This is a genomic window from Arthrobacter pasteuri, assembly GCF_054510955.1.
Genome location: NZ_JBTNDO010000001.1, coordinates 318,285 through 340,646, shown reverse-complemented (window position 1 = coordinate 340,646; position 22,362 = coordinate 318,285). Strand labels below are relative to the sequence as shown.

The 22,362-nt window shown below is 68.9% G+C and carries 20 protein-coding genes; 4 read left to right on the top strand and 16 right to left on the bottom strand.

Going from position 1 to position 22,362, the window contains the following annotated elements:
* Positions 1-46: 46 nt before the first annotated feature.
* From ACX80H_RS01640 to ACX80H_RS01625, 4 genes are all read left to right on the top strand, one after another.
* A complete protein-coding gene (locus tag ACX80H_RS01640; protein WP_459310684.1) occupies positions 47-991 on the top strand; it encodes a putative RNA methyltransferase in 945 nt (314 codons plus the stop codon).
* Between the two features lie 103 nt (positions 992-1,094).
* A complete protein-coding gene (locus ACX80H_RS01635; protein WP_459310683.1) occupies positions 1,095-1,568 on the top strand; it encodes an NfeD family protein in 474 nt (157 codons plus the stop codon).
* Between the two features lie 73 nt (positions 1,569-1,641).
* Complete coding sequence (locus ACX80H_RS01630; RefSeq protein WP_459310682.1) at positions 1,642-2,574, top strand: SPFH domain-containing protein; 933 nt, start codon at positions 1,642-1,644, stop codon at positions 2,572-2,574.
* Positions 2,575-2,881: 307 nt separating this feature from the next.
* A complete protein-coding gene (locus tag ACX80H_RS01625) occupies positions 2,882-3,229 on the top strand; it encodes an RNA polymerase-binding protein RbpA (RefSeq protein ID WP_104051092.1) in 348 nt (115 codons plus the stop codon).
* A gap of 77 nt (positions 3,230-3,306) precedes the next feature.
* Here ACX80H_RS01625 and ACX80H_RS01620 read toward each other — a convergent pair whose 3' ends face one another.
* The 16 genes from ACX80H_RS01620 to ACX80H_RS01545 form a co-directional block, all read right to left on the bottom strand.
* Positions 3,307-4,032: a polyprenol monophosphomannose synthase gene (locus tag ACX80H_RS01620; RefSeq protein WP_459310681.1), complete on the bottom strand. Its 726-nt coding sequence runs from the start codon at positions 4,030-4,032 to the stop codon at positions 3,307-3,309.
* A 524-nt stretch (positions 4,033-4,556) separates the two neighbouring features.
* The gene (locus tag ACX80H_RS01615; RefSeq protein WP_459310680.1) at positions 4,557-6,197 is read right to left on the bottom strand and encodes an amidohydrolase; all 1,641 of its coding nucleotides are present in this window, start codon (positions 6,195-6,197) and stop codon (positions 4,557-4,559) included.
* Between the two features lie 46 nt (positions 6,198-6,243).
* A complete protein-coding gene (locus ACX80H_RS01610; protein WP_459310679.1) occupies positions 6,244-9,069 on the bottom strand; it encodes a DEAD/DEAH box helicase in 2,826 nt (941 codons plus the stop codon).
* Positions 9,070-9,217: 148 nt separating this feature from the next.
* Positions 9,218-10,003 carry a twin-arginine translocase subunit TatC gene (tatC, locus tag ACX80H_RS01605; RefSeq protein ID WP_459313341.1) on the bottom strand — a complete coding sequence of 262 codons (786 nt, stop codon included), beginning with the start codon at positions 10,001-10,003 and terminating at the stop codon, positions 9,218-9,220.
* A 65-nt stretch (positions 10,004-10,068) separates the two neighbouring features.
* Entirely contained in the window at positions 10,069-10,455 is a 387-nt protein-coding gene (gene tatA / locus ACX80H_RS01600; protein ID WP_459310678.1) for a Sec-independent protein translocase subunit TatA, read from the bottom strand.
* 37 nt (positions 10,456-10,492) lie between these two features.
* Positions 10,493-10,843, bottom strand: coding sequence for a hypothetical protein (locus tag ACX80H_RS01595; RefSeq protein WP_459310677.1), 351 nt, complete (start codon positions 10,841-10,843; stop codon positions 10,493-10,495).
* Between the two features lie 9 nt (positions 10,844-10,852).
* A complete protein-coding gene (locus ACX80H_RS01590; protein ID WP_459310676.1) occupies positions 10,853-12,838 on the bottom strand; it encodes a helix-turn-helix transcriptional regulator in 1,986 nt (661 codons plus the stop codon).
* 132 nt (positions 12,839-12,970) lie between these two features.
* Positions 12,971-13,366 carry an FKBP-type peptidyl-prolyl cis-trans isomerase gene (locus tag ACX80H_RS01585; RefSeq protein ID WP_459310675.1) on the bottom strand — a complete coding sequence of 132 codons (396 nt, stop codon included), beginning with the start codon at positions 13,364-13,366 and terminating at the stop codon, positions 12,971-12,973.
* Between the two features lie 44 nt (positions 13,367-13,410).
* A complete protein-coding gene (locus tag ACX80H_RS01580) occupies positions 13,411-14,370 on the bottom strand; it encodes an FKBP-type peptidyl-prolyl cis-trans isomerase (RefSeq protein WP_459310674.1) in 960 nt (319 codons plus the stop codon).
* A gap of 143 nt (positions 14,371-14,513) precedes the next feature.
* Positions 14,514-15,875, bottom strand: a complete 1,362-nt coding sequence (gene pafA, locus ACX80H_RS01575) for a Pup--protein ligase (protein ID WP_459310673.1) — start codon at positions 15,873-15,875, stop codon at positions 14,514-14,516.
* Positions 15,875-16,615, bottom strand: a complete 741-nt coding sequence (prcA, locus tag ACX80H_RS01570; protein WP_459310672.1) for a proteasome subunit alpha — start codon at positions 16,613-16,615, stop codon at positions 15,875-15,877. The genes pafA and prcA overlap by 1 nt, the downstream gene beginning before the upstream one ends.
* A gap of 3 nt (positions 16,616-16,618) precedes the next feature.
* Positions 16,619-17,446: a proteasome subunit beta gene (gene prcB, locus ACX80H_RS01565; protein ID WP_459310671.1), complete on the bottom strand. Its 828-nt coding sequence runs from the start codon at positions 17,444-17,446 to the stop codon at positions 16,619-16,621.
* A 3-nt stretch (positions 17,447-17,449) separates the two neighbouring features.
* Complete coding sequence (locus tag ACX80H_RS01560) at positions 17,450-17,653, bottom strand: ubiquitin-like protein Pup (RefSeq protein ID WP_459310670.1); 204 nt, start codon at positions 17,651-17,653, stop codon at positions 17,450-17,452.
* A gap of 45 nt (positions 17,654-17,698) precedes the next feature.
* A complete protein-coding gene (gene dop / locus ACX80H_RS01555; protein WP_459313340.1) occupies positions 17,699-19,264 on the bottom strand; it encodes a depupylase/deamidase Dop in 1,566 nt (521 codons plus the stop codon).
* Between the two features lie 77 nt (positions 19,265-19,341).
* Positions 19,342-21,099, bottom strand: coding sequence for a proteasome ATPase (gene arc, locus ACX80H_RS01550; protein ID WP_459310669.1), 1,758 nt, complete (start codon positions 21,097-21,099; stop codon positions 19,342-19,344).
* A 124-nt stretch (positions 21,100-21,223) separates the two neighbouring features.
* The gene (locus ACX80H_RS01545) at positions 21,224-22,297 is read right to left on the bottom strand and encodes a tRNA (adenine-N1)-methyltransferase (protein ID WP_459310668.1); all 1,074 of its coding nucleotides are present in this window, start codon (positions 22,295-22,297) and stop codon (positions 21,224-21,226) included.
* Positions 22,298-22,362 lie beyond the last annotated feature (65 nt).

The window sequence follows — 22,362 nt, the reverse complement described above, 5'->3', positions numbered from 1 at the left end:
TGGCCTGAGTCAACGGTGCGGCGGTCCTTTTCCTTAGGATGAGACGATGCCCGACCTTCCCCGCCACCTCCTGCTCTGCCCCGTCTGCGGAGAACCGATGGACCGTGCCGCACGAACCCTGGCCTGCGAGCGCGGGCACCGGTTCGACGCCGCCCGGCAGGGCTACTTCAACCTGCTGACGGGCAAGGGATCGCCGTTCGAGGGCGACACCGCGGAGATGGTCGATGCGCGGGAGCAGTTCCTCGGATCCGGTCACTATGCGCCGCTTCGCCGCGCCGTGGTTGCTGCTGCCCTCCGGCAGTTCCCCGTGCCGGGCGTCGCACTCGATGCCGGGGCGGGCACAGGGTACTACCTCGAGGGGCTGGCCGACGCGGTGCCGGGCCTGTTCCCCGTGGCACTCGACATCTCGAAGGTCGCCCTGCGGCGTGCGGCGCGGCGACTCCCCGGCGGGGCGAGCGTCGTCTGGGACGTGTGGCGCCCGCTCCCTCTGGCGGACGGCTCGGTGGACATTCTCCTGAACGTGTTCGCGCCGAGGAACCCCGGCGAGTTCGTGCGCGTCCTCGCGCCGGGAGGCTGCCTCGTCGTCGTGACCCCCCGGCCCGGACACCTCGCAGGGCTCGAGGCCGTGGGGCCGCTGCTGTCCGTACCAGCGCAGAAGGCCGACGACGTCCGGGAGGTCTTCGACGGCGCGCTGGTCGAGACCTCGCGTGAGGACCTGGACTACGCGATGCAGCTGCCGCAGGACCTCGCGCGGTCGGCGCTGGTGATGGGACCGGCGGCGCACCATGGGAAGGGAGGCACGACGACGGAGGAAGCGACGGGCGGGTCCAGGGATGGGCCCAGGGATGGGCCCAGGGATGGATCCACGGACGGGTTCGCCGCCGCACGTGAGGTCGCGACCCTCGAGATCGCGGCCCGCTTCACGGTCCAGGTACTCTCCAGGACCGCTCGGCCAGGGCCGGCGGAACCTTGGGACGGCACGGAAGGGTAACAACTGCGGCTGCAGGCCTGTGTGCCCTAGGTTATGTCGCACCCGTTTGCCATGATGAAGGCGAGGGCCGCTCGGTGCGGCGTCGACATGAGGGGGATGCCCGATGGACTGGTTGCTCGCCAACGGCTGGGTCCTGTGGCTCGTCCTGTTCCTGGGGCTCGCCGCCGTGGAGACTCTCACACTCGACCTGTTCTTCATCATGCTGTCGGTCGGCGCACTGGCCGCCCTTGCCGCGACCTTCGCGGGCGCGGGACTCGTCCTGCAGATCGTGATCTTCGCCGTCGTGTCCCTCCTCATGATCCTGCTCGTCCGACCGGTGGCCGTGCGGCACCTCCAGAGGGGCCCGGCGGATCAGCTGAACAACATCGACCGCCTCGTGGGCGCTGCAGCCCTCGCCCTGGAGCCCGTGACGGCCCATTCCGGGACGGTGAAGATCGGTGGTGACACCTGGACGGCCCGCTCCGCCGACGGAGCATTGCTTCCCGCCGGTGCACGCCTGTCCGTGATGAGGATCGACGGCGCCACCGCCGTCGTCGAACCCGTCGACCGCCCCGCTCCTCCCGTTCCCGACGCCTAGCGCGGCCCACCGCTTCCTGCGCTCCCCGGCCGTCTCCCGGCCTCGGGACGCACCACTCCAACAAAGGGGATCCATGAACGGCAACGCCGGGACGATCGGGCTCACTCTGGTCCTGATCGTCCTCATTCTTTTCGTCCTGGTCGTACTCGTGAAGTCGGTCCGGATCATCCCGCAGGCACGCGCAGGCGTCGTCGAGCGGCTCGGCAAGTACCAGCGGACCCTGAACCCGGGACTGACCATCCTGATTCCGTTCGTCGACCGGCTGCTGCCGCTGCTCGATCTCCGGGAGCAGGTCGTGTCCTTCCCGCCGCAGCCCGTCATCACCGAGGACAACCTCGTGGTGTCCATCGACACCGTCGTCTATTTCCAGGTGACCGACCCCCGGGCGGCGACCTATGAGATCGCCAACTACATCCAGGCCGTCGAACAGCTCACGACGACGACCCTGAGGAACGTGGTCGGCGGACTCAACCTCGAGGAGGCGCTGACCTCCCGCGATCAGATCAACGGCCAGCTCCGCGGCGTCCTCGATGAGGCGACGGGCCGGTGGGGGATCCGCGTCGGCCGCGTGGAGCTCAAGGCGATCGACCCGCCGCACTCCATCCAGGACTCCATGGAGAAGCAGATGCGCGCCGAGCGTGACCGCCGCGCCGCGATCCTGACCGCCGAGGGCACCAAGCAGTCCCAGATCCTCACGGCGGAGGGCCAGCGCCAGGCCGCCATCCTCGCCGCCGAAGGTGACGCGAAGGCCGCGATCCTGCGGGCCGACGGCGAGGCGCAGGCGATCCACAAGGTGTTCGACGCCATCCACAAGGGCAACCCGACGCAGAAGCTGCTCGCCTACCAGTACCTCCAGACCCTTCCCAAGCTGGCCGAAGGGTCCGCGAACAAACTCTGGATCATCCCCAGCGAGGTCGGCGAGGCGCTGAAGGGCATCGGCACTGTCCTCGGTACCGCCACACCGGACTCCCCTTCGGACGGCCCTGAATTGATGTCACGCCCCTGAGACCCTGTCCCCCGGTTCGGCTGTCGCTCGTCCCCTGATGCCGTTGCACGGCGACGGCCGCGCACGCGCAGCAGGCACCGGCAGAACCCGTAGGAGGCTCTGGAGGGCCGGCCTGTATACTTAGGTGTTTACCCGTCCGCGCAGGAACATCCGCGCGGCCGAGGGTGTTATACAGACAGCTTCCCTTCCGCCTCCGGGCGACAGCGGGTGCCGGACGTGTCAGCAGCAGGTCCGGTGGACGACTTCGGTGAAGAACAGCGGCAACGGCCCTCCGCTACACGGGGGCCACGGTGACTAGGAGAAAATCATGAGCGATCGCAGCCTGCGCGGCATGCGCCTCGGAGCGCAGTCGATGGAAACGGAATCCGGCGTCGAGCCTGCTCCCCGCCAGCGGGTCGAGTACCGCTGCGAGGACGGCGAGCGGGTCTTCGTGACCTTCTCGTCCGAAGCCGAGATCCCGGCCACCTGGGTCTCGAAGACCGGCAAGGAAGCCCTCCTCGTCGACGGAGAGAAGCCCGACACCTCCAACGACAAGCCCGTCCGCACCCACTGGGACATGCTCCTCGAGCGCCGGTCCGTCGAGGAACTCGAGCAGATCCTCCAGGACCGCCTCACGATCCTGCGCGAGCGCCGGGGCGAGCGCCGCTCCGCATAGCTCCTCCCTGCAGTTGAAACCCTGCAGACGAAAAAGGCACCCGCCGCGGCGGGTGCCTTTTTGCTGCCGCCGTAGAATCAGCGGCGACCGGTCAGGGTCCTCCACCGGGCGCTGAGTCCCCAGCGCGTGACGCTGGCAATCGCCTCGAATACAATGTTGCCGCTCATCTTCGACGCTCCGAGCTCCCGCTCCACGAACGTGATGGGGACCTCCACGATGGTGAGGCCGAGACGGGCGACGCGGAACGTCATGTCCACCTGGAAGCCGTAGCCGACGGAGTCCACGGCCGAGAGGTCGAGTGCTTCGAGGGTGGAGCGGCGGAACGCCCGGTAACCGGCGGTGATGTCCCGGACCCGCAGCCCGAGCATCAGGCGCGAATAGGTGCTGCCCCCGCGCGAGAGGAGCTTGCGGTGGGCAGGCCAGTTCACCACGCTGCCGCCGGGAACCCAGCGACTGCCGATCACCAGGTCCGCGCGGTCCACCGCGTCAAGCAGGCCCTGCAGCTGTTCGGGCTTGTGCGACCCGTCGGCGTCCATCTCCACGAGCACGTCGTAGTCGCGCGCCAGCGCCCAGCGGAAGCCGGCGATGTAGGCGGCCCCGAGGCCTTCCTTGCCGGTCCGGTGCAGCACGTGGACCTGGTCGTCAGCCGCCGCAGCCCGGTCAGCGAGATCCCCGGTACCGTCCGGGCTGTTGTCGTCCACGATGAGGACGTCCGAGTCCGGCACTGCCGCGCGCAGGCGGGCGAGGGTCAGCGGAAGCGACTCAATCTCGTTGTAGGTGGGAATGATCGTGACGACTCGCACGCAGGTAGGCCTTTCCATCGGGGGTGCGCATAGCGCAGGGACCGGCCCCGGGCGGGGAGCCGATCTGCAAGTATAGGCGACGGTCGCCGAGCCACCCGGAAACACTGGAATGATCGTCGGGAGCGGGCCGGCACTCGGGCAGGTCCACGCGGCTTCGTACCGGTAGCCGCACGCGGGCGGACACCGTTCTCTAAGGACGCGTGGACCTGCCGCTATGAGTGCCGGCTCCATCGGGTGGGCAGCACGCGCCCGTGATGCGGCCGATGCGCTGCGCTCGTGGAGACCGGCCAGGTTCCCTCCCGCAGGAGTTCCTCTACCCGTAGGCCAAAAGCTTACGTGCTGTGGAGCGCGTGTCAACAGCCCTCTGACCTGCGCGGACATGCTTCCGCGCAGGTCAGGCGGCCCTCTTCGTACTGCCGGAGATAGTGCCGGAGATCCTGCTGCAATACTGCCCGAGCACTGTCGGAACACTGCCCGCGACACTCCCCGCGACACCGCGGGACTTCTGTCCGCGGTGCTGGTGCCTAGCCCGCAGCGAAACCCTCGGCGACGTACAGCCGGCGTCCGTCATGTACGGTCTCGAGGCAGAGCGGGGCGTTCTCGGTATCGAGCGCCGGCAGGAGCGGCGTACCCGCGCGCGGATCGGTGCTCCAGGACTGGACGCGGTTGTCCGGCGTCTGCACCATGAGCTCGTCGACCTTCCAGACGGCGAAGGATGCGGGAGTGCCCGGTGCCAGCTGGCCCATCATCGGGCTGCGTCCGGAGAGCCGCCAGCCGGCCCGCGTATGGGCGATGAAGGCCGCACGCGCCGAGATGTTCTCGGCCGCGCTGCTGTGCTGGAGGCAGGCACGAACGGATGCCCACGGGTCGAGCGGCGTCACCGGGCTGTCCGAGCCGAGCGCCACAAGGACCCCCGCGGACAGGAGCGAGGCGAAGCGGTTCATCCCGTGGCTGCGCTCCCCCAGCCGTTGGTCGTAGAGGCCGCCCTCGCGGCCCCAGAGGGCGTCGAAGACGGGCTGAGCGCTGACGGCGACGCCGTAGTGCACCAGCGCCGCGATGGCGTCGTCATCGGCGAGCTCCACATGTTCGAGGCGGTGGCGTGACCGGCGCACCTCCTCCACACCCAGCTCGCGGGCCGTCGCCTCGAGCCCGCGCAGGACGACGTCGAGCCCGGCGTCGCCGATGACGTGGAAACCGGTCTGGACGGTCTCGGCGGTCGTCGCGAGCAGGTGGGCGGCCACCTCGTCCTGGCCCAGGTAGAGCGTGCCCCGGTTCCCGGGGTCATCGGTGTAGGGCTCGCGGAGGGCGGCGGTGCGTGAACCGATCGAACCGTCCACGTTGAGGTCTCCCGCGAGTCCGGCGAGCCGGCCGCCGAAGCCCTGCATCAGGTCGCGCACCTCGTCCCTCGACGACGTCAGCTGGGCCCAGTACGGAATGACCTCGGGCAGCGGCACCTCGTGCGCCGGCCCGTCGATGGAGAGGAGCATCTCGAGGTCCTCGCGGGGCGCGATGTGTGGCGCAGCCATCTCGGTGACCGCGATGTACCCCCGGGCCGCTGCGTGGAGGAGGGCCGCCTGCTGGTAGCTGCGGCGCTGGTCCGGAGTGAGCCTGCGGGTGGCCTGTCGGGCGGCCTCATGCGCGGCACGGACCACGAACCCGTTGTCCCAGCCGTCCAGGCCTGCGAGGCCGAGTGCGTCCGCCAGGACCCCCGATACGACGGCCGAGTGGATGTCGGCCCGCACGAGGTAGACCAGGGCGCCGTCGCCTGCGCGGTCGAGCTCCGCCGCCGTCGGGACGCGCCGTTCCGGCCACTGGGACTCGTCCCAGCCGAAGCCGAGGATCGTGGTGGATCCCGACGCGGCCGCCGCGGACACCGAGTCGAGGAGGTCCGCGAGCGAACGGCAGGAGGTGAGGTCGATCGACCCGAGGGCGATGCCCGTCTCCGTCGTATGGGTGTGGGCGTCGACGAAACCCGGGGTGACCAGGGCGCCGTCGAGGTCGACGGTCCGCACGTCCGGCCCCGTGAGGTTCGCGGCGGCGTGCTCGGACCCCACCCAGGCCACCGTCCCTCCGTCGACGAGCATGGCGGTGGCGAAGGGGTCGGCGGGACTGTACACGGACCCGTTGCGGTAGAGGACGGTCGAGGGGCGCTTCGAATTCGGCATGGGGGTGCTGGGAGGCTTTCTGTGGTCGGCGGGTCCCGCGGCGGGACTACTCACTGATGTTCGAGTATGCCACCACGCCACGGCGGATCAGCCGGATCGCCCGCACGCACGTCTGCTGCAGGCCGGAGGGGAGGTCCGGCACCTTGGCCAGCTGGTCGAGCAGGTCAATGACCTGCTTCGACCAGCGGACGAAGTCGCCCGCCGCCAGCTCGGTCCCGCTCAGGGCGGCCTGCAGGGACCGGCCCTGGGCCCACTTGAACATGGGCCACACGAGCGAGAGTTCCGGTTCACCGGTCACGGGCAGGCGGTGCTGCTCCTCGACGTCGTTCAGCTGCGACCACTGCCGGATGATCGTCTCGACGGAACTCTCCAGCGACACGCTCGGCATCACAGGCCGCACGCCGCGTTCCTCGCGCTTGGCCTGGTACACAAGCACCGTCGTAACGGCCGCGAGTTCGGCGGCGTCGAGGTCGTCGAAGGCGCCCTCCTCGATGCAGAGCGCGATCAGGAGGTCCTTCTCCCCGTAGATCCGGCGGAGCTTCTGGCCGGACGCGCTCACGGACACGCCGTCCTCGGTGTACTCCAGGTAGCCGTAGTGCCCGAGGACCTCAGAGACGCGGTCGAAGATCTTCGCGATCGTATTGGTGCGGCCACGGATCTGGCCGGCGAGCTTGTCCGTCTCCCGGCGCAGCTTCCACCACCGCTCGGCCCAGCGCGCGTGCTGCTCGCGCTCGCTGCAGCCGTGGCAGGGGTGCGCCCGGAGCCTGCGTCGGAGTTCGGTGATGGCCCGTTCCTCGGCCGCCGCCGACGCCGAGTACCCGGCGGAGACACGGTCGGCTCCCCGGCGGGGAGGCCGCTGCTGCTCCAGTGCGTTGCGCAGCGACGAGGTCAGGTCGCGTCGGTCCTTCGGGCTGCGCGCGCTGAAGTGCTTGGGAATCCGGATGCGGGAGAGGACCTCGACGGGACCGTCGAGGTCCTGCACGCCCACGCGGCGGATCTGCGTCTCGAGCGTGAGCACGGTCGGCCGTGGTTCCCGGGAGGTGTCGCTGTCGAGGACGACGGCGTAGCCCTGGCTCCGACCGCCGGGGACGTCGATCACGTCTCCGGGCCGCAGCGACTCCAGGGACGACTCCGCAGCCGACCGCAGCGTCCGCGACCTGTCCCGTGTGGCCCTGGACTCCAGGTCGGACAGTTCCCGCCGAAGGTTCGCGTACTCGCGGAAGTCGCCCAGATGGCAGGTCATCGACTTCTCGTAGCCTTTGAGTGACTCCTCGCGGCTGCGTACCTGCTTAGCCAGCCCGACCACCGAGCGGTCCGCCTGGAACTGGGCGAAGGACGTCTCGAGGATCTCCCGGGACCGCTCCTGCCCGAACTGCGCCATGAGGTTGATGCTCATGTTGTAGGTCGGCCGGAAGCTCGAGTTCAGCGGGTAGGTGCGGCGGGACGCGAGGCCGGCGACGGCTCCCGGGTCGGTCCCGGGCTGCCACAGGACGACGGCGTGGCCCTCGACGTCGATCCCGCGCCGTCCCGCCCGGCCGGTGAGCTGGGTGTACTCCCCCGCCGTCACGTTCACGTGCGCCTCGCCGTTGAACTTGTCGAGCTTCTCCAGCACGACCGTGCGCGCGGGCATGTTGACGCCGAGGGCGAGCGTCTCGGTCGCGAAGACCGCCTTGACGAGTCCTGCCGCGAACAGCCGCTCCACGATCTCCTTGAACGTGGGCAGCATGCCGGCGTGGTGCGCCGTGAAGCCGCGGATCAGTCCTTCGCGCCAGGTCCAGAAGCCGAGGATCTCGAGGTCGTCCCGCGGGATGTCCATCGTGGCGCCGTCGATGGTCTCGCTGATCTCGTCGCGTTCGTCCTCGGTGGTCAGCCACAGCCCGGCATGGAGGCATTGCGTGACGGCGGCCTCGCAGCCGGCCCTCGAGAAGATGAAGGTGATGGCAGGGAGCAGGTCGGCGCGGTCCAGGGCGGTGATGACCTGCGGGCGTGTCGCACGCCGCACCACCGACATCTGCGCGGGTTCCCCGCGGCCCGTCCTCGCCCGGCCGCGCCGGCCGCCGCCGGCACCCCAGTTGGCCCGCTGGTTCAGCCGGATCTCGTTGCTGGCGAGTTCCAGCAGCTCAGGGTTGACGTCGTACTGGTCCCGCGCTCCGGCATCCGTGCCGGCCGGCGCCGCCTCGTCGAAGGCGATGTCACCGGCGAACAGGTCGATGAGGTTCTGCCCGACCATGACGTGCTGCCAGAGCGGGACCGGGCGGTGTTCGGAGACGACGACGTCGGTGTCACCGCGGACGGTATCGAGCCAGGCACCGAACTCCTCCGCGTTGGAGACGGTCGCGCTGAGGGAGACCACCTTGACCTCGGTGGGCAGGTGGATGATGACTTCCTCCCAGACCGCCCCCCGAAAGCGGTCCGCGAGGTAGTGCACCTCGTCCATCACCACGTAGCCGAGGTTGTTGAGGGCCTCCGAGTTGGCGTAGAGCATGTTGCGGAGCACCTCGGTGGTCATCACGATGACGTCGGCGTCGGCGTTGATGCTCGTGTCCCCGGTCAGCAGCCCCACCCGGTCGCTGCCGTGCACGGCGGCGAGTTCCGAGTACTTCTGGTTGCTGAGCGCCTTGATGGGCGTGGTGTAGAACGCCTTGAGACCGTGTTGCAGGGCCATGAAGACGGCGAACTCGCCGACCACCGTCTTGCCTGCTCCGGTGGGTGCCGCGACCAGCACTCCCCTACCTGCCTCGAGGGCGGTACACGCCTCCCGCTGGAACGGATCGAGGTCGAATTCCAGCGTCTGCTCGAAATGGAACAGCTGGGTCCGGGAGTGCTGAGTGCGGGCCTTTGCAGCTGCATATCTCTCTGCGGGGGTGCTCATCTTTCCACCCTAGACGCTCGGTAGGAGGCGGGCACGCCGAGCACCCGATCGGTGTCCCCGCCCCGATCATGGTTGCGGGACAGGGCAGGGACGTGCCGGGGGCGCCGTCGTGTGCTGCCGTCGAGCGCTGCCGTCGTGCGCTGTCGTCCTAGATGGCGTCCAGGGGCGAGGCGGTGTCGGCGGTGGCTTCGACGGCGGCTTCACGGGCCGCGGTGCGCCGCGCCCTGCGCTTGTCATTGAGCAGGCACAGCCCGATCGCGACGAAGAACAGCAGCAGCAGGGGCACGGCGAGGTAGAACATGCTCAGCGCGTCCCCGCCCGGGGCGGCCATCGCCGCGAAGAGGCAGACGAGGAACACGGTGATCCGCCATGCCTTGAGGATCTGCTTCCCCGAGACCAGGCCTACCAGGTTCAGCCCGACCAGGACCACCGGGAGCAGGAACGCGATCCCGAAGGCCAGCATCAGCCGCAGGACGAAGGTGAAGTACACCGAGACGCTGATGTAGTTGGAGAAGTCCTCGGGCGTGAACTCCGTCAGGACGCGCACCGCGTTGGGCAGGATCGACCAGGCCAGTCCGATGCCGGCCAGGAACAGGGGGAACGCGACGGCGATGAACGCCAGCGCGATACGCCGCTCCTTCGACTTGAGGCCGGGCGTGATGAACGCCCACAGCTGGTACAGCCAGACCGGGCTGGAGATCACCAGGCCCAGGAACACCGAGACCTGGATGAGCAGGTCGAACGGGGATGCGGCACTGTCGAAGTTCAGGGACGCCGTCCGGCCCTCCTGCTCGTTGATCGCGATGATCGGGGCCGCCAGCGCCCGCAATACCGGGTCGTAGACGAAGAACCCGGCGACCGTCGCGAGGATGACCGCTACCGCGGACTTGAACAGCCGGTTGCGTGCTTCGCGCAGGTGCTCCTTCAGGGCCATGCGCCCCTCCGGATTGGCTTTCCTGCCGCGCTTCCGGACCTTCGCGGGTGACACGGGTACCCGGCCTACTGGGAGGTGTGCGAGGTACCGCCGTGCTGCGGCGGTCCCGCCTGCGGCTGGGTGCCGGGGGCGTCCACCGGGCCGCTACCGGAGGTACCATCCTGATAGCGCGGTGCCTGGTGGCCCGGGTGCTGGGCGGGGGCCTGGTGCTGGACGGGCGCTTCGTAGGTGGGCGTGTAGGTCTGTGACCGGCCGGTGTCGACCACCCGGCCCTCCACCGGGTCCGTCCCGGCGTCAGGGGTGTTGTTCTCGTCCTTCATCTGCTTCACCTCGGACTTGAAGATCCGCAGCGACTGCCCGAGGCTCCGTGCGAGACCGGGGAGCTTCGGCGCGCCGAACAGGACGATCGCAAGAACGATGATGATGACGATGTGCCAGCCTTCGAGCCTCATGCCCAATTCCTCTCGTTGATCCGGGCCCCAGTTTAGTTCACAGGTGGGGCATGTCCTGCAGGAGCTGGGGCTGCCCGCGACCGGCACGCTTGCGGATGCGCCTGCTGCGGCGGTCGTCGATGCGTCGGGTCCTGGCGGCCTCCCGCGCCGCACGGACGTCCTCCGGAGCGGAGAACACCGCGGGAATGGGAATTCCGGGGACGCCGGCGGAGGGTGCCGGACCGTCACCGCCGACCGGGGCGTTCACCGCGAGGCGGTCCATTGCTTCCCCGAATTCACCGAGAGTTCGCACTCCCCGGCGGAAGACGCGGAAGCCGACGACGACGAGGAAGATCACGCTGACGGCCACCAGCGCAACCCACAGCACGATCCACATCCACCAGAGCATGAGCCCAGTCTAGGCCAGCGCCTGGTGCGCCCGGGCTTCCTCCAGCCAGCGCAGGGTCTCCTCGCGCAGCTCGTCAGGGGCGACGACGGCGGCGGACCCCCCGAGGCTCGCCACGAGGCCGGGGATCCAGGACGTCGAGGCCACCTTCAGGCGTGCGGCGAGCCGGTCCTCCCCGAGCTCCTGCACGGCGTCGGCGTTGTACTGCGCGGCGATCCACCGTGCCCGCGGTTCCAGCACGAGCGTAACGGCGTGGTCGGCATCACCGGAGCGGTAGGGCGCCGACCCCCGGTCCCGCGCTGCGAACGCTTCGTCCGCGGTGGCCGTCCCCGGCTCGTCGGTCAGCGAGGCGCTCTGGATGCGGTCCAAGCGGAAGTTGCGCAGTCCGTCCGAGTCCACGCTCCACGCTTCGAGGTACCACGTGTCCTGGTGGAGGAAGATCCGGATCGGCTCGAGCAGCCGGTGCGTGATCTCGTCGCGCGTCGGGACGAAGTAGTCGACCGCCACCCGGACTCCCGAGTGCAGGGCAGCCTGCAGCACCTCGAGGGTCGGGTCGATGTCGTCCTCGGTGAGCTTCGTGGCGACGGCGGAACCGATCCGCGCAGCGTCGCCGGCGGCGGCCGTCAGCTTGGTCTGCGCGCTGACGATCGCCTCATTGTTCCTCATTCCGGGGAGCTCGCGCAGGGCCTGGAGCCCCACGATGAGGGAGCAGGCCTCGTCCATGCTCAGCTTCACGGGTTCGGCGAGGTCACGCGCGTTGGTCAGGTAGATCCTGCCGTCCTCGATGTTCACGTCCATGAGCCCGTCCGGGTAGTGCCGGGGACCACTCACGAACAGCAGGTCCAGGTCCTTGGTCAGCTGGGTCTCGCTCACGTCGAACCGGCGCGCCGTCTCCCCCACCTCCGCTCCCGGGTGCGCCAGGAGGTACGGCACGAGGTCGAGCAGGCGCAGCAGGTGGTCCTGGGAGGAGGACTTCCGGCGGGGGGCGGGACGTGCGCCGGCGGTGATCTCCACGTTGTCAGGAGCCGCCACGGCAGCGTCGAAGGCTCCCTCCAGCAGCCGGGCGACCTCCGCTGCGAGCTCCTGGGGCTCCTCGACCCTCGCGTTGGTTCCGAGACCCGCGATCGTCGCCGCCATCGGGCTCGACGCGGCGTAGGGCACGCGCAGGATGTCCCACTCCTCCCCCGTCTGGAGGACCTCGGTGTCCTTGCGGACGCGCAGCACCTGGCAGGATCCGGGCCGCGCCGCGACGACCGCGGTACGGTCGGGTTCGCTGCGGGACAGGGAGGACAGCGTGGAGTTCATGTCGAAGGACGCCGGGACCTCGAACGTGCCCTTCAGCAGCACGGGCTCCCCTGTCATGCGGGAGAGGCGGAAGAAGCGTTCGGCCTTGCGTGTGGTGTCGAAACCGACGACGTACCAGTGGCCGAATCGGGCCCCCATCCCCCAGGGGTGCACGGTGCGGACCTCCTCCCGGCCGGTGCTCGCCGCCCGGTAGGGGAACCGGAGGGGGGTGCGCGAGGTGAGGGCCTGCCACACGATGTCCCAGTACGGCGCGTCCGTGGTGATGCGGGGCTGGATGAGGGGGGTGAGTTCGACGGTGCCGTCGGTACTCCGCGAACTGAGCTTCCTGAGGGCACGCGACGCCGCGGAGTCGAGCGATCCCTGGTCCCACACTCCTGCGGCCAGGTTGAGGACCGCGTACTCCTCGGGCTGGAACGTGACCCCGCCCAGGCGGTAGTCCTCGGCGTTGATCCGGTACCGCTGCACGGTGTTGTCGTGCTCGAACAGGGCGTCCTCACTGAAGGACTCCAAGGGTATGCCCTGCTCGCGGAGGGCCGCCTTGTCACGGTCGAAGAGCTTCTCCCGCGCCGCCACCGAGGTCGCCTCGCGATACAGGTCGATCTCCTCGAACAGTTCCTCCTTCGTGAACCCGCGCCGGCTCGACAGGAGCATGATCACGAGCGTGAGGAGCCGTTCGGTTCGTTTTGCAGACACGGGGGAAACCCTACCTTTCCGGAAGCGACAGAAGGGACGCACACCAACCGGGGTTGACGTGCGTCCCTTCTGGACGGCACCGGGCTGCGGAGCCCCGGCGGAGAGTTCGGGCGGATGCCTCGGACGGATGCCCTAGCGGACGGCGAGCAGGTCCACCACGAAGATCAGCGCCTCGTTGGGGCCGATCGCCGAACCGGCGCCACTGGGGCCGTAGGCGAGGTGGGAGGGGATCTCGAGGCGGCGGCGGCCGCCGACCTTCATGCCCAGGAGCCCCTGGTCCCAGCCCTGGATGACCTGGCCGACGCCGACCCGGAAGTCGAGCGGAGCACCGCGGTTCCAGGAGGCGTCGAATTCCTCACCCGTGGAGAAAGCCACGCCCACGTAGTGGGTGGACACGGTGTTGCCGGGCTTCGCCTCGTCGCCGGTGCCCTCGATGATGTCCTCGATGACGAGGTCGGTGGGCACCTCGTGTGCGGGGAAGTCGATCCCCGGCTTCTGCCGGTCGAAGTTGCGCTGTCCGAAGGACATGGTTTCCTTTCGTAGGAGGTTCATTGGCGGTGCGGGGACGCGGACTACTTCGCCGCTTCCTTGCTGACGATCTCGACGTAGAACACGAGGGTTCCGGAGGGCTGGCCCTGCGAGGCGTTGGGGTAGGCCCACGGCTCGGGGATCACGAGCAGCACCTTCGAGCCGACCTTCTGCCCGGACAGGCCCTTGGTCCAGCCCGTGATGACCTGGTTCAGCGGGAAGGTAGCGGGTTCGCCCCGGTCGAAGCTCGAATCGAACTTCTCGCCGTCGCTGTAGGTCCAGCCGGTGTACTTGGCCGTGATGCTGTCGGTCTCGGCGACGACGTCGCCCTTGCCCTCTTCGAGCACCTTGACCACGAGGTCGTCGGAGGGCTCGTTCTCGGGGATGGTGACCTCGGGTGCACCGCCGTCGGCGAAGGTGAACGTGGGCAGCTTGCCCTCGTCGTCGAGCTTCTTCACATCCTCGGGCGAGAGGACCTCGGGCTCGGGCGGAGGCTGTTCGGCCGAGATGACCTTGAGCACGATCAGCTGCTCCGGAGTGGCGGTCTGACCCTCGGCGGGCTCCGGGGAGGGGCGGGTGTAGGCCACCTGCGAGCCGACCTTCGTGCCCACGAGGACCTCGTAGAGTTCGCCGTCCTGCTCCTTGAGCATGTCGTCGACCGGCAGGACCTGGGGCTCGCCCTGGCTGTAGGTATCGCCGAGGACTTCGCCGTCCTCGGCGTTGAGCGCGACGAGCTGGTAGTGGACCTGCTGCCCGGCCTCCACCTCGTCGCCGTCGCCCTCGGCGACAGTCTTGGCGGCGACGCCGGTGACATCGAGGGGCGATTCGAACTCGACGTCCGGCGCTTCCTCGTCCGAACCCCCGCTCACCTTCACCGTGTCGAACACCTCGGCGGCACCCGCGGAATCGCCGGACGCATCCCCGGTCAGATTGTCGGTCGTCGGCCCGCCGCATGCTGTGAGGGACAGCATCAGCGCAAGGGATGTTGCTAGTACTTTTCGCACAGAACTACTTTCATCTTGGTGTCCAGTTCAGGCTGCCCGCAGAACAAAGGGCCCTGACAAGCCTAACGGCTGCGGGTGCGCGGTTTCTCCTGGAAAAGCCCTGACACAACAGGGGTCGACAGCGCGACGCGCGCCGCAGTCGGTCAGAGCTGCTGCAGGAGCGCCTCCACGCGCTCGTCCACGGAGGTGAAGGGATCCTTGCAGAGGATGGTCTGCTGGGCCCGGTCGTTGAGCTTGAGATGAACCCAGTCCACCGTGTAGTCGCGGTTCGCTTCCTTGGCGCGGCGCACGAACTCACCGCGCAGCTTGGCACGCGTGGTCTGCGGCGGGATGTCCACCGCCTCCTTGACCGCGGTGTCGTCCACCACCCGGGCGGCCTCCCCGTGGGCCTGAAGCAGGAAGAACAGGCCCCGGGAGCGGGAGATGTCGTGGTAGGTGAGGTCGAGCTGCGCCGCCTTCGCCGAGTCGAGGTCCTCGCCCGAGCGCGCGAGATACCGGTCGATGAGCTTCTTCTTTATGGCCCAGTCCACCTCGGTGTCGATCCGCGCGGTACTGCCGGACTCCACGGCATCGAGCACCCGCTCCCACAGGTCCAGGACCGCCGGGACGTGGGCGTTGTGCGCCCCGTGCTGGCCGACGAACGCCGTCGCGCGCGCCAGGTACTCGCGCTGCATCTCGAGGGCCGTCATGTGCCGGCCGTTGGCGAGCTTGAGCAGCTGCTGCCCGGTGAGGTCGTGCGAGATCTCGCGGATGCTCCGGATGGGGTTCTCCAGGCGGAAGTCCCGCATCATTTCGCCCGCTTCCACCATCCGCAGCAGCAGGTCGACGGACCCGACCTTGAGCAGCGTGGTGGTCTCGGACATGTTGGAGTCTCCGGCGATCACGTGCAGCCGGCGATAGTGCTCCGCGTCGGCGTGCGGCTCGTCCCGGGTGTTGATGATGGGTCGCGAGCGGGTCGTGGCGGAGGAGATGCCTTCCCACAGGTGGTCGGCCCGCTGGGAGAACGCATAGAGGGACCCGGTCTGCGTCTTGAGGACCTTCCCCGCGCCCACGAGGAGCTGCCGCGTCACCAGGAACGGGATGAGGATGTCCGCGAGGCGTGAGAATTCGAGCTTGCGGGGGATCAGGTAGTTCTCGTGGCTGCCGTAGGAGTTGCCCGCGGAGTCGGTGTTGTTCTTGAAGAGGTAGATCTTGCCGTCGTAGCCCTCCTGCGCGAGCTTGCGTTGGGCCTCCGACACGAGGTCCTCGAGGATGAGCTCCCCCGCCCGGTCGTGGGCGATCAGCTGCGCCAGGTCGTCGCACTCCGCGGTCGCGTATTCGGGGTGGGAACCGACGTCGAGGTACAGGCGCGATCCGTTGGTGAGGAAGACGTTGGAGGACCGCCCCCAGCTGACGACCTTACGGAAGAGGTACCGCGCGACTTCCTCGGGCGAGAGCGGGCGTGAATTGGGCCCCGAGTAGGAGATCCCGAACTCGGTCTCGACTCCGAAGATGCGCCGGTCCATCAGGTGTCCTGTTCGTGCTGGAGGAGGTTCTCGAGTTCGGGCCCGCCCACCCTGCGGAACGCGCGGCGGCTGCCGCGCAGCGTGTCCGGGTCGCGTTCCAGGAACGCGACTTCGAGGACGGAGGGATCCAGCGGAGGAACCCCGCGCTGGGTGCCGTCGGCCGGCGGACGGGAGGCGTTCCGCAGCGCCCGGGCAGCGGCCCCCACGGCCTCGGGAAGGCTGAGGTCGGAGGACCAGGTGCCGCTGAGGGAGTCGACGACGGCGTCGGCGGCACCGCCCATGACCACGAAGCCGGTCTCGTCGGCGATGGAGCCGTCGAAGGTCAGCCGGTAGAGGTGGTCACTGTCCTGCGCGTGCCCCACCTCTGCCACGACGAGTTCGACCTCGAAGGGCTTGCTCTCCGCGGTGAACACCGCACCCAGGCTCTGTGCGTACACACTGGCGAGCCCACGGGCGGTCACGTCCTCGCGCGCGTAGGAGTAGCCGCGGACGTCGGCGTAGCGCACCCCTGCCTGCCGGAGGCTCTCGAACTCGTTGTACTTCCCGACCGCGGCGAAGGCGATGCGGTCGTAGATCTCGCCCAGCTTGTGGAGCGACGGTGAGGCGTTCTCGGCGACCAGTGCGATGCCGTCGCGGCAACTCATCACCACGACCGACCTGCCACGGCTGATCCCCTTCCGCGCGAAGTCCGCGCGGTCCTTCATGAGCTGCTCGGGGGAAACGTAGAACTGCTGTGTCATGGCCTATGCCTCCCGGCCCGCCGCGGAGCGGGCTTCGATGATGGTGTGCGCGGCGGACTCGAGGTCACGCTCCGGGATGCGCCGTGCACCGGCTCCGTCCACGACGTAGACGACGGGCCAGAGGGCACGGACGGTGTCCGGACCACCGGTCGCGGAGTCGTCGTCCGCCGCGTCGTAGAGCGACTCGACGGCGACACGCACCGCCGACGCCTCCGTCAGGCGCGGATTCCACAGCTTCTTGAGCGCACCCCGCGCGAAGACCGAGCCGGATCCGACCGAGTGGTGTTCGTGCTCCTCGTAGCGTCCGCCGGTGACGTCGAACGAGAAGAGCCTCCCGATGTGCCGGTCCGTGTCGAAGCCGGCGAAGAGCGGCACTACGGCGAGGCCCTGCATCGCCATGGAGAGGTTCTGCCGGACCATGGCAGCGAGGCGGTTGGCCTTGCCGTCGAGGCTCATCATGGTCGCTTCGATCTTCTCGTAGTGCTCGAGTTCCACCTGGAACAGTCGGGTCAGGTCGAGGCCGATCCCGGCACTGCCGGCGATCCCCAGCACGGAGTAGCGGTCGGCGGGGAACACCTTCTCGATGTGGCGGCTCGCGATCACGTTGCCCATCGTGGCCCGCCGGTCACCGGCCATCAGCACGCCGCCGGGGAAGGTCAGCGAGACGATCGTCGTGGCGTGTGGCGCCAGGTGCGAGGCATCGGTGGACGCGGTCACCGGACCGAGCGTCCGGTTCGACGGCAGCAGCCCGGGATGGTGGGCGCCCAGGAAGTCGGCAAAGGATGTCGAGGCGGCCCGGGGAACCGCGGCTGCTGCATCGTCCGGGAGCATCCGCTACTGGCCGCCCTTCTGCACGAACCCGCGCACGAACTCCTCGGCGTTGGACTCGAGGACGCCGTCGATCTCGTCGAGCAGATCGTCGACGCCCTGGGTCTGGGTGGAGTCCTGCGCCGCGGGAGCAGCGGGTGCGGGCTCGGGGATTTCCTCCTCCGTCTCGGTGGACGATCCGCCGGTGTTGATGCGGTCCTGTGTCGCCATGATGGCCACCCCTTCCGTGTTCACGATCACTTCAGTGATCTGGTCCTATGGTGCCACGCGCCGATCCGGGCCGCTCAACAATCGGCCGAGGAAATCCTCGGCATCGGCTGCCATGTCGAACAACTCCTCGGTGAGCGTCGCCGTGCCCCTGAGCGGCTCGCGCGTCTGCACCCGCTGCAGCCGCCGTTCCCCCGCCAGCTCGAAGATGAGGGAGTCCCAGCTCGCCCCGACGACCTCGGCGGGGTACTCGGAGATGCAGCGGCCGCGGAAGTACGCCCTGGTGTCGCGGGGCGGCTGGACGGCGGCGCGGGCGACGTCCTCGGGATGCACGAGCAGTTCGACGTCGCCGCGGCGTGCCAGCCGCTGGTAGATGCCCTTCTCGGGCCGGAGGTCGGCGTACTGCAGGTCCACGAGCGCGAGCCGCGGGCTCGTCCATTCAAGGCCGTCCCGCGCCCGGTACGCCTCGAGCACCTTCAGCTTGGCGATCCAGTCCACCTGGCGCGCTGCCTCCATCGGCTCCCGCCGCAGGGTCTCCAGGAGCGCCCGCCACCGGTCCACGACGTCGCGCGTCTGCTCGTCGGCGCCGGCGGGCACGGCGTCGAGCACCGCCTCGCAGTACAGTTCCTGCAGCTCGAGCCCGGTGATGCTGCGGCCGTCCGCCAGCCGGACGGTGGCCTTCAGCGTCGGGTCGTGACTGATGGCCCGCAGTGCCTGGACCGGGTCCTCCAGCGTGGGAGCCGGCGCGAGGCCCTGCTCGACCAGTGCGAGAACAAGCGACGTCGTCCCCAGCTTGAGGTAGTTGGACACCTCGTTCAGGTTGGCGTCACCGATGATCACGTGGAGTCGCCGGTATTTCTCCGCCACCGCGTGCGGCTCGTCACGCGTATTGATGATGGGCCTGCGGACCGTCGTCTCCAGGCCGATCTCGTTCTCGAAGAAGTCCGCCCGCTGGCTGATCTGGAAGCCGGGCTCCTGGTTCAGCGGGCCCTTGCCGACGCGACCCGCGCCGCAGATGACCTGGCGGGAGACGAAGAAGGGGATCAGGGCCTCGGCGAGCTTCGAGAACGGGACGCTCCGGGGAACGAGGTAGTTCTCGTGCGACCCGTAGGAGACGCTCTTGTTGTCCGTGTTGTTCTTGTACAGGATGACGGGCGAGAATCCCGGCGTGGTTCCGATCCGCTCCATCGCCGCGACGGCCACGTGGTCCCCTGCCCGGTCCCAGAGGACGGCGTCGAGCGGATTCGTCACCTCGGGTGAGGAGTATTCGGGGTGGGCATGGTCGACGTACAGCCGCGCCCCGTTGTTCAGGACCAGGTTCATGAGCACGGCCGCCTCGGCGGGCTCGCCGCGTTCGAGGGCGATCTGTTCGGCGGTGAGTTCAGGCGGCTCGTCGGTCAGCTGGCTCGGATGCGCACTGGCCCGATCCACGCGGAACCCGCGCGCGTCCGTCAGCGGGGTCTCGTCCGTATAGTCCCAGCGGGTTCCGGCGAGGTTGCCGAGTCCTTCCCGCAGCGTGGCCGCGTAGGCGTTGACCACCTGGGATGACAGCAGCGTCGGATTGGCCGACGGCAGGGCGGGTGCGATGATGCCGTACTCCGTCTCCGTCCCCATCACCCGGTGGACCGAGACCCCCTCGCCGACCGGCGGCCATGCGCCGCGCCGTCCGGCCCGTCGTCCCCCCGTTTCAATCACAGATACTGGCCCGTATTCGCCGTCGTCTCGATCGACTTGCCCGGCTCCTGGCCGGCCTTGCCCTGGACGATCGTCCGGATGTACGTGATGCGCTCACCCTTCTTGCCGGAGATGCGCGCCCAGTCGTCGGGGTTGGTGGTGTTCGGCATGTCCTCGTGCTCGCGGAACTCGTCCACCACGGCCCGCATCAGGTGCTCGATGCGCAGGCCCTTGCTGCCGTCGAGGAGGAGGTCCTTGATCGCGTACTTCTTCGCGCGGTCCACCACGTTCTGGATCACTGCCCCGGAGTTGAAGTCCTTGAAGTACAGCATCTCGGTGTCCCCGTTGGCGTAGGTCACCTCCAGGTACTCGTTCCGCTTGTCCGTCGAGTACATCTGCTCCACCGTGCGGCGGATCATCTCCGAGATCGTGGTCTGCGGATCGTTGCCGTTCTCCGCGAGGTCGTCCGCGTGCAGCGGCAGGTCGGCGGTGATGTACTTGGCGAAGATCTCGGCGGCGCCCTCGGCGTCGGGCCTCTGGATCTTGATCTTCACGTCCAACCGGCCGGGTCGGAGGATGGCGGGATCGATCATGTCCTCACGGTTCGAGGCACCGATGACGATCACGTTCTCGAGCTTCTCGACGCCGTCGATCTCGCTCAGCAGCTGGGGCACGATGGTGGTCTCGACGTCGGAGGAGACACCGGTACCGCGGGTGCGGAACAGCGAATCCATCTCGTCGAAGAACACGACGACGGGGCTGCCGTCCGAGGCCTTCTCCCGGGCGCGGGCGAAGATGAGCCGGATGTGGCGCTCCGTCTCGCCCACGTACTTGTCCAGCAGCTCCGGGCCCTTGATGTTCAGGAAGTAGCTGCGGATCTGCTCGACGCCGGCCCTCTCCGCAGCCCTGGCGGCGAGGCTGTTCGCCACGGCCTTCGCGATCAGGGTCTTGCCGCACCCGGGCGGACCGTACAGGAGGATGCCTTTCGGTGGCTTGAGGCCGTGCTCACGGTAGAGGTCCGGGTGCAGGAACGGCAGTTCGACGGCGTCGCGGATCTGCTCGATCTGCGGGCCGAGGCCGCCGATGTCACCGTAGGCGATGTCCGGGACTTCCTCGAGCACGAGGTTCTCGACCTCGCTCCGCGGTACCTTCTCGAGGCCGTACCCCGACTTGGTGTCGACGGCGAGTGCGTCGCCGACGCGGATCTTCTCCGCCTGCAGCGGACCGCTGAGCCGGATGACGCGTTCGTCGTCCGTCCGGCCGACGACGAGCGCGCGGTCCGCTCCCAGCAGTTCCTTGACGGTGACGATCTCCCCCGCCCGCTCGAAGCCGAGCGCCGCCACGATGGTCAGTGATTCGTTCAGCAGGACTTCCTGCCCGGGGGTGAGCTGCCGCACGCTGATGAGGGGGCTGACCGTCACCCGGAGCTTCCTGCCCGACTGCAGGATGTCGGCCGTGTCCTGGACGGTCGCCTCGGTGGTGGTTCCCGGCTCGGCAGGACGCCTGAGATTCACCTGCATCACGGTGGCGAAGCTGAACGGCGCCGCGCCCTCCTTCTCGAGGGCGGCCTTCAGCCGGACGATCTCCGTCCGCGCCGACTCCAGGGCGGCGACGAGCTTCCCGTTGTTCTGCGTCGCCGAGGCGAGCTGGCGGTCGATGTGGCGCAGCTTGTCCCGGAGGACATTGAGCTGGCGCTGGGTGACCGAAGTGTCGACGGGAGGCGGGGTTGCGCCCCGCGGATCAGCGGCAGGAGCGTTGTCTTCGGAGTTCGGCATTTCGGTTCGCCACTTTCGGTTCGACCTTCAGCTGTCTTCCGACCTTAGCGCAGACGCCCGTCCCCGGTGAGTACTGTTCACAACGTGCACGGTAACTATCCGCGCACTCCTGCCCGGCCGCGGCCTACTCGACCGTTCCCCCGTCGGCGATGGCATCGCGACGTGCCTGCGCTTCCTCCGGAGGCAGGGATCCCCGCTGGATCGTCGACGCCGCGTCCCGCGCCACCCTGCGCAGCCGCTTGTCGGAGACGTCGCGCTCACCGACGGCCTGCGGCGTCCAGGCATTGAGGTCCTCCTCGCTGAACCCCGTCTTCGACGGCCTGCGCTTCGGGGTGAAACCCGTAGCGCCCTCGGCCAGCCTGCGGGTGGTGAGGAGGAAGCCGGTGTGGGCGACCATGCGGTGGTCGGGACGGACGGCGAGGCCCTCGAGGTGCCAGCCTCGCACCATCGACTCCCAGCCCTCGGGTTCCGTGAAACGTCCGTCGGCGCGGATCGCCTCGGCGGTGCGCGACAGCTGCGTCACCGTGGCAACGTAGCTGATCCAGACGCCGCCCGCGGCGAGGACGGTGGCGACGGCGTCGAGGCACTCCCAGGGCGCGAGCATGTCGAGGACCACGCGGTCCACCGAGCCGGGCTCCTCGTGCTCCACGACCTGCTCCTGGAAGTCGCCGAGCGTGATCTGCCAGGCCGGGTGGGGCCCGCCGAAGATCGTCTCGACGTTCCCCCGGGCGATGTCGGCGAATTCCTCACGGCGCTCGAACGAGTGGAGGTAGCCGGAATCGCCGACCGCCCGCAGCAGCGAGATGGAGAGCGCCCCCGAACCGACGCCCGCCTCGACGACACGCGCTCCCGGATAGATGTCGGCCATCGTCACGATCTGGCCCGCGTCCTTCGGGTACACGACGGCCGCGCCGCGGGGCATGGACAGCACGAAATCCGACAGCAGCGGCCGCAGCGCCTGGTACAGCTGGCCGGTGGTGTTCTCGAGGATGGTTCCCTCGGTGGCACCGATGAGGGCGTCGTGCTGCAGGAAGCCCTTGTGCGTGTGGAAGGCGCCGCCGGGCGTGAGGGTGATGGTGTTCATCCGGCCCTTCTCGTCGGTCAGCTGGACGCGCTCGCCGGCGCGGAACGGGCCGCGGCGGGCAGCCGCGCCGTGGGGGCCGGCGGGCGCTTCGGGGGTGGTCTGGATGGTACTCATGGTTCGTCCTTCGGCGGCCGGCGAACCGGCATGGTGGTGGAAGTGGATCTGGAAGTGGATCTGGA

What these genes read in the sequence shown, in the direction of transcription:
- ACX80H_RS01640 (WP_459310684.1), top strand. Translation starts at nt 47, where the DNA reads ATGCCCGACCTTCCCCGCCACCTCCTGCTCTGCCCCGTCTGCGGAGAA.
- ACX80H_RS01635 (WP_459310683.1), top strand. Translation starts at nt 1,095, where the DNA reads ATGGACTGGTTGCTCGCCAACGGCTGGGTCCTGTGGCTCGTCCTGTTC.
- ACX80H_RS01630 (WP_459310682.1), top strand. Translation starts at nt 1,642, where the DNA reads ATGAACGGCAACGCCGGGACGATCGGGCTCACTCTGGTCCTGATCGTC.
- ACX80H_RS01625 (WP_104051092.1), top strand. Translation starts at nt 2,882, where the DNA reads ATGAGCGATCGCAGCCTGCGCGGCATGCGCCTCGGAGCGCAGTCGATG.
- ACX80H_RS01615 (WP_459310680.1), bottom strand. Translation starts at nt 6,197, where the DNA reads ATGCCGAATTCGAAGCGCCCCTCGACCGTCCTCTACCGCAACGGGTCC.
- ACX80H_RS01610 (WP_459310679.1), bottom strand. Translation starts at nt 9,069, where the DNA reads ATGAGCACCCCCGCAGAGAGATATGCAGCTGCAAAGGCCCGCACTCAG.
- tatC (WP_459313341.1), bottom strand. Translation starts at nt 10,003, where the DNA reads ATGGCCCTGAAGGAGCACCTGCGCGAAGCACGCAACCGGCTGTTCAAG.
- tatA (WP_459310678.1), bottom strand. Translation starts at nt 10,455, where the DNA reads ATGAGGCTCGAAGGCTGGCACATCGTCATCATCATCGTTCTTGCGATC.
- ACX80H_RS01595 (WP_459310677.1), bottom strand. Translation starts at nt 10,843, where the DNA reads ATGCTCTGGTGGATGTGGATCGTGCTGTGGGTTGCGCTGGTGGCCGTC.
- ACX80H_RS01585 (WP_459310675.1), bottom strand. Translation starts at nt 13,366, where the DNA reads ATGTCCTTCGGACAGCGCAACTTCGACCGGCAGAAGCCGGGGATCGAC.
- pafA (WP_459310673.1), bottom strand. Translation starts at nt 15,875, where the DNA reads ATGGACCGGCGCATCTTCGGAGTCGAGACCGAGTTCGGGATCTCCTAC.
- prcA (WP_459310672.1), bottom strand. Translation starts at nt 16,615, where the DNA reads ATGACACAGCAGTTCTACGTTTCCCCCGAGCAGCTCATGAAGGACCGC.
- prcB (WP_459310671.1), bottom strand. Translation starts at nt 17,446, where the DNA reads ATGCTCCCGGACGATGCAGCAGCCGCGGTTCCCCGGGCCGCCTCGACA.
- ACX80H_RS01560 (WP_459310670.1), bottom strand. Translation starts at nt 17,653, where the DNA reads ATGGCGACACAGGACCGCATCAACACCGGCGGATCGTCCACCGAGACG.
- dop (WP_459313340.1), bottom strand. Translation starts at nt 19,264, where the DNA reads ATGGGGACGGAGACGGAGTACGGCATCATCGCACCCGCCCTGCCGTCG.
- arc (WP_459310669.1), bottom strand. Translation starts at nt 21,099, where the DNA reads ATGCCGAACTCCGAAGACAACGCTCCTGCCGCTGATCCGCGGGGCGCA.
- ACX80H_RS01545 (WP_459310668.1), bottom strand. Translation starts at nt 22,297, where the DNA reads ATGAGTACCATCCAGACCACCCCCGAAGCGCCCGCCGGCCCCCACGGC.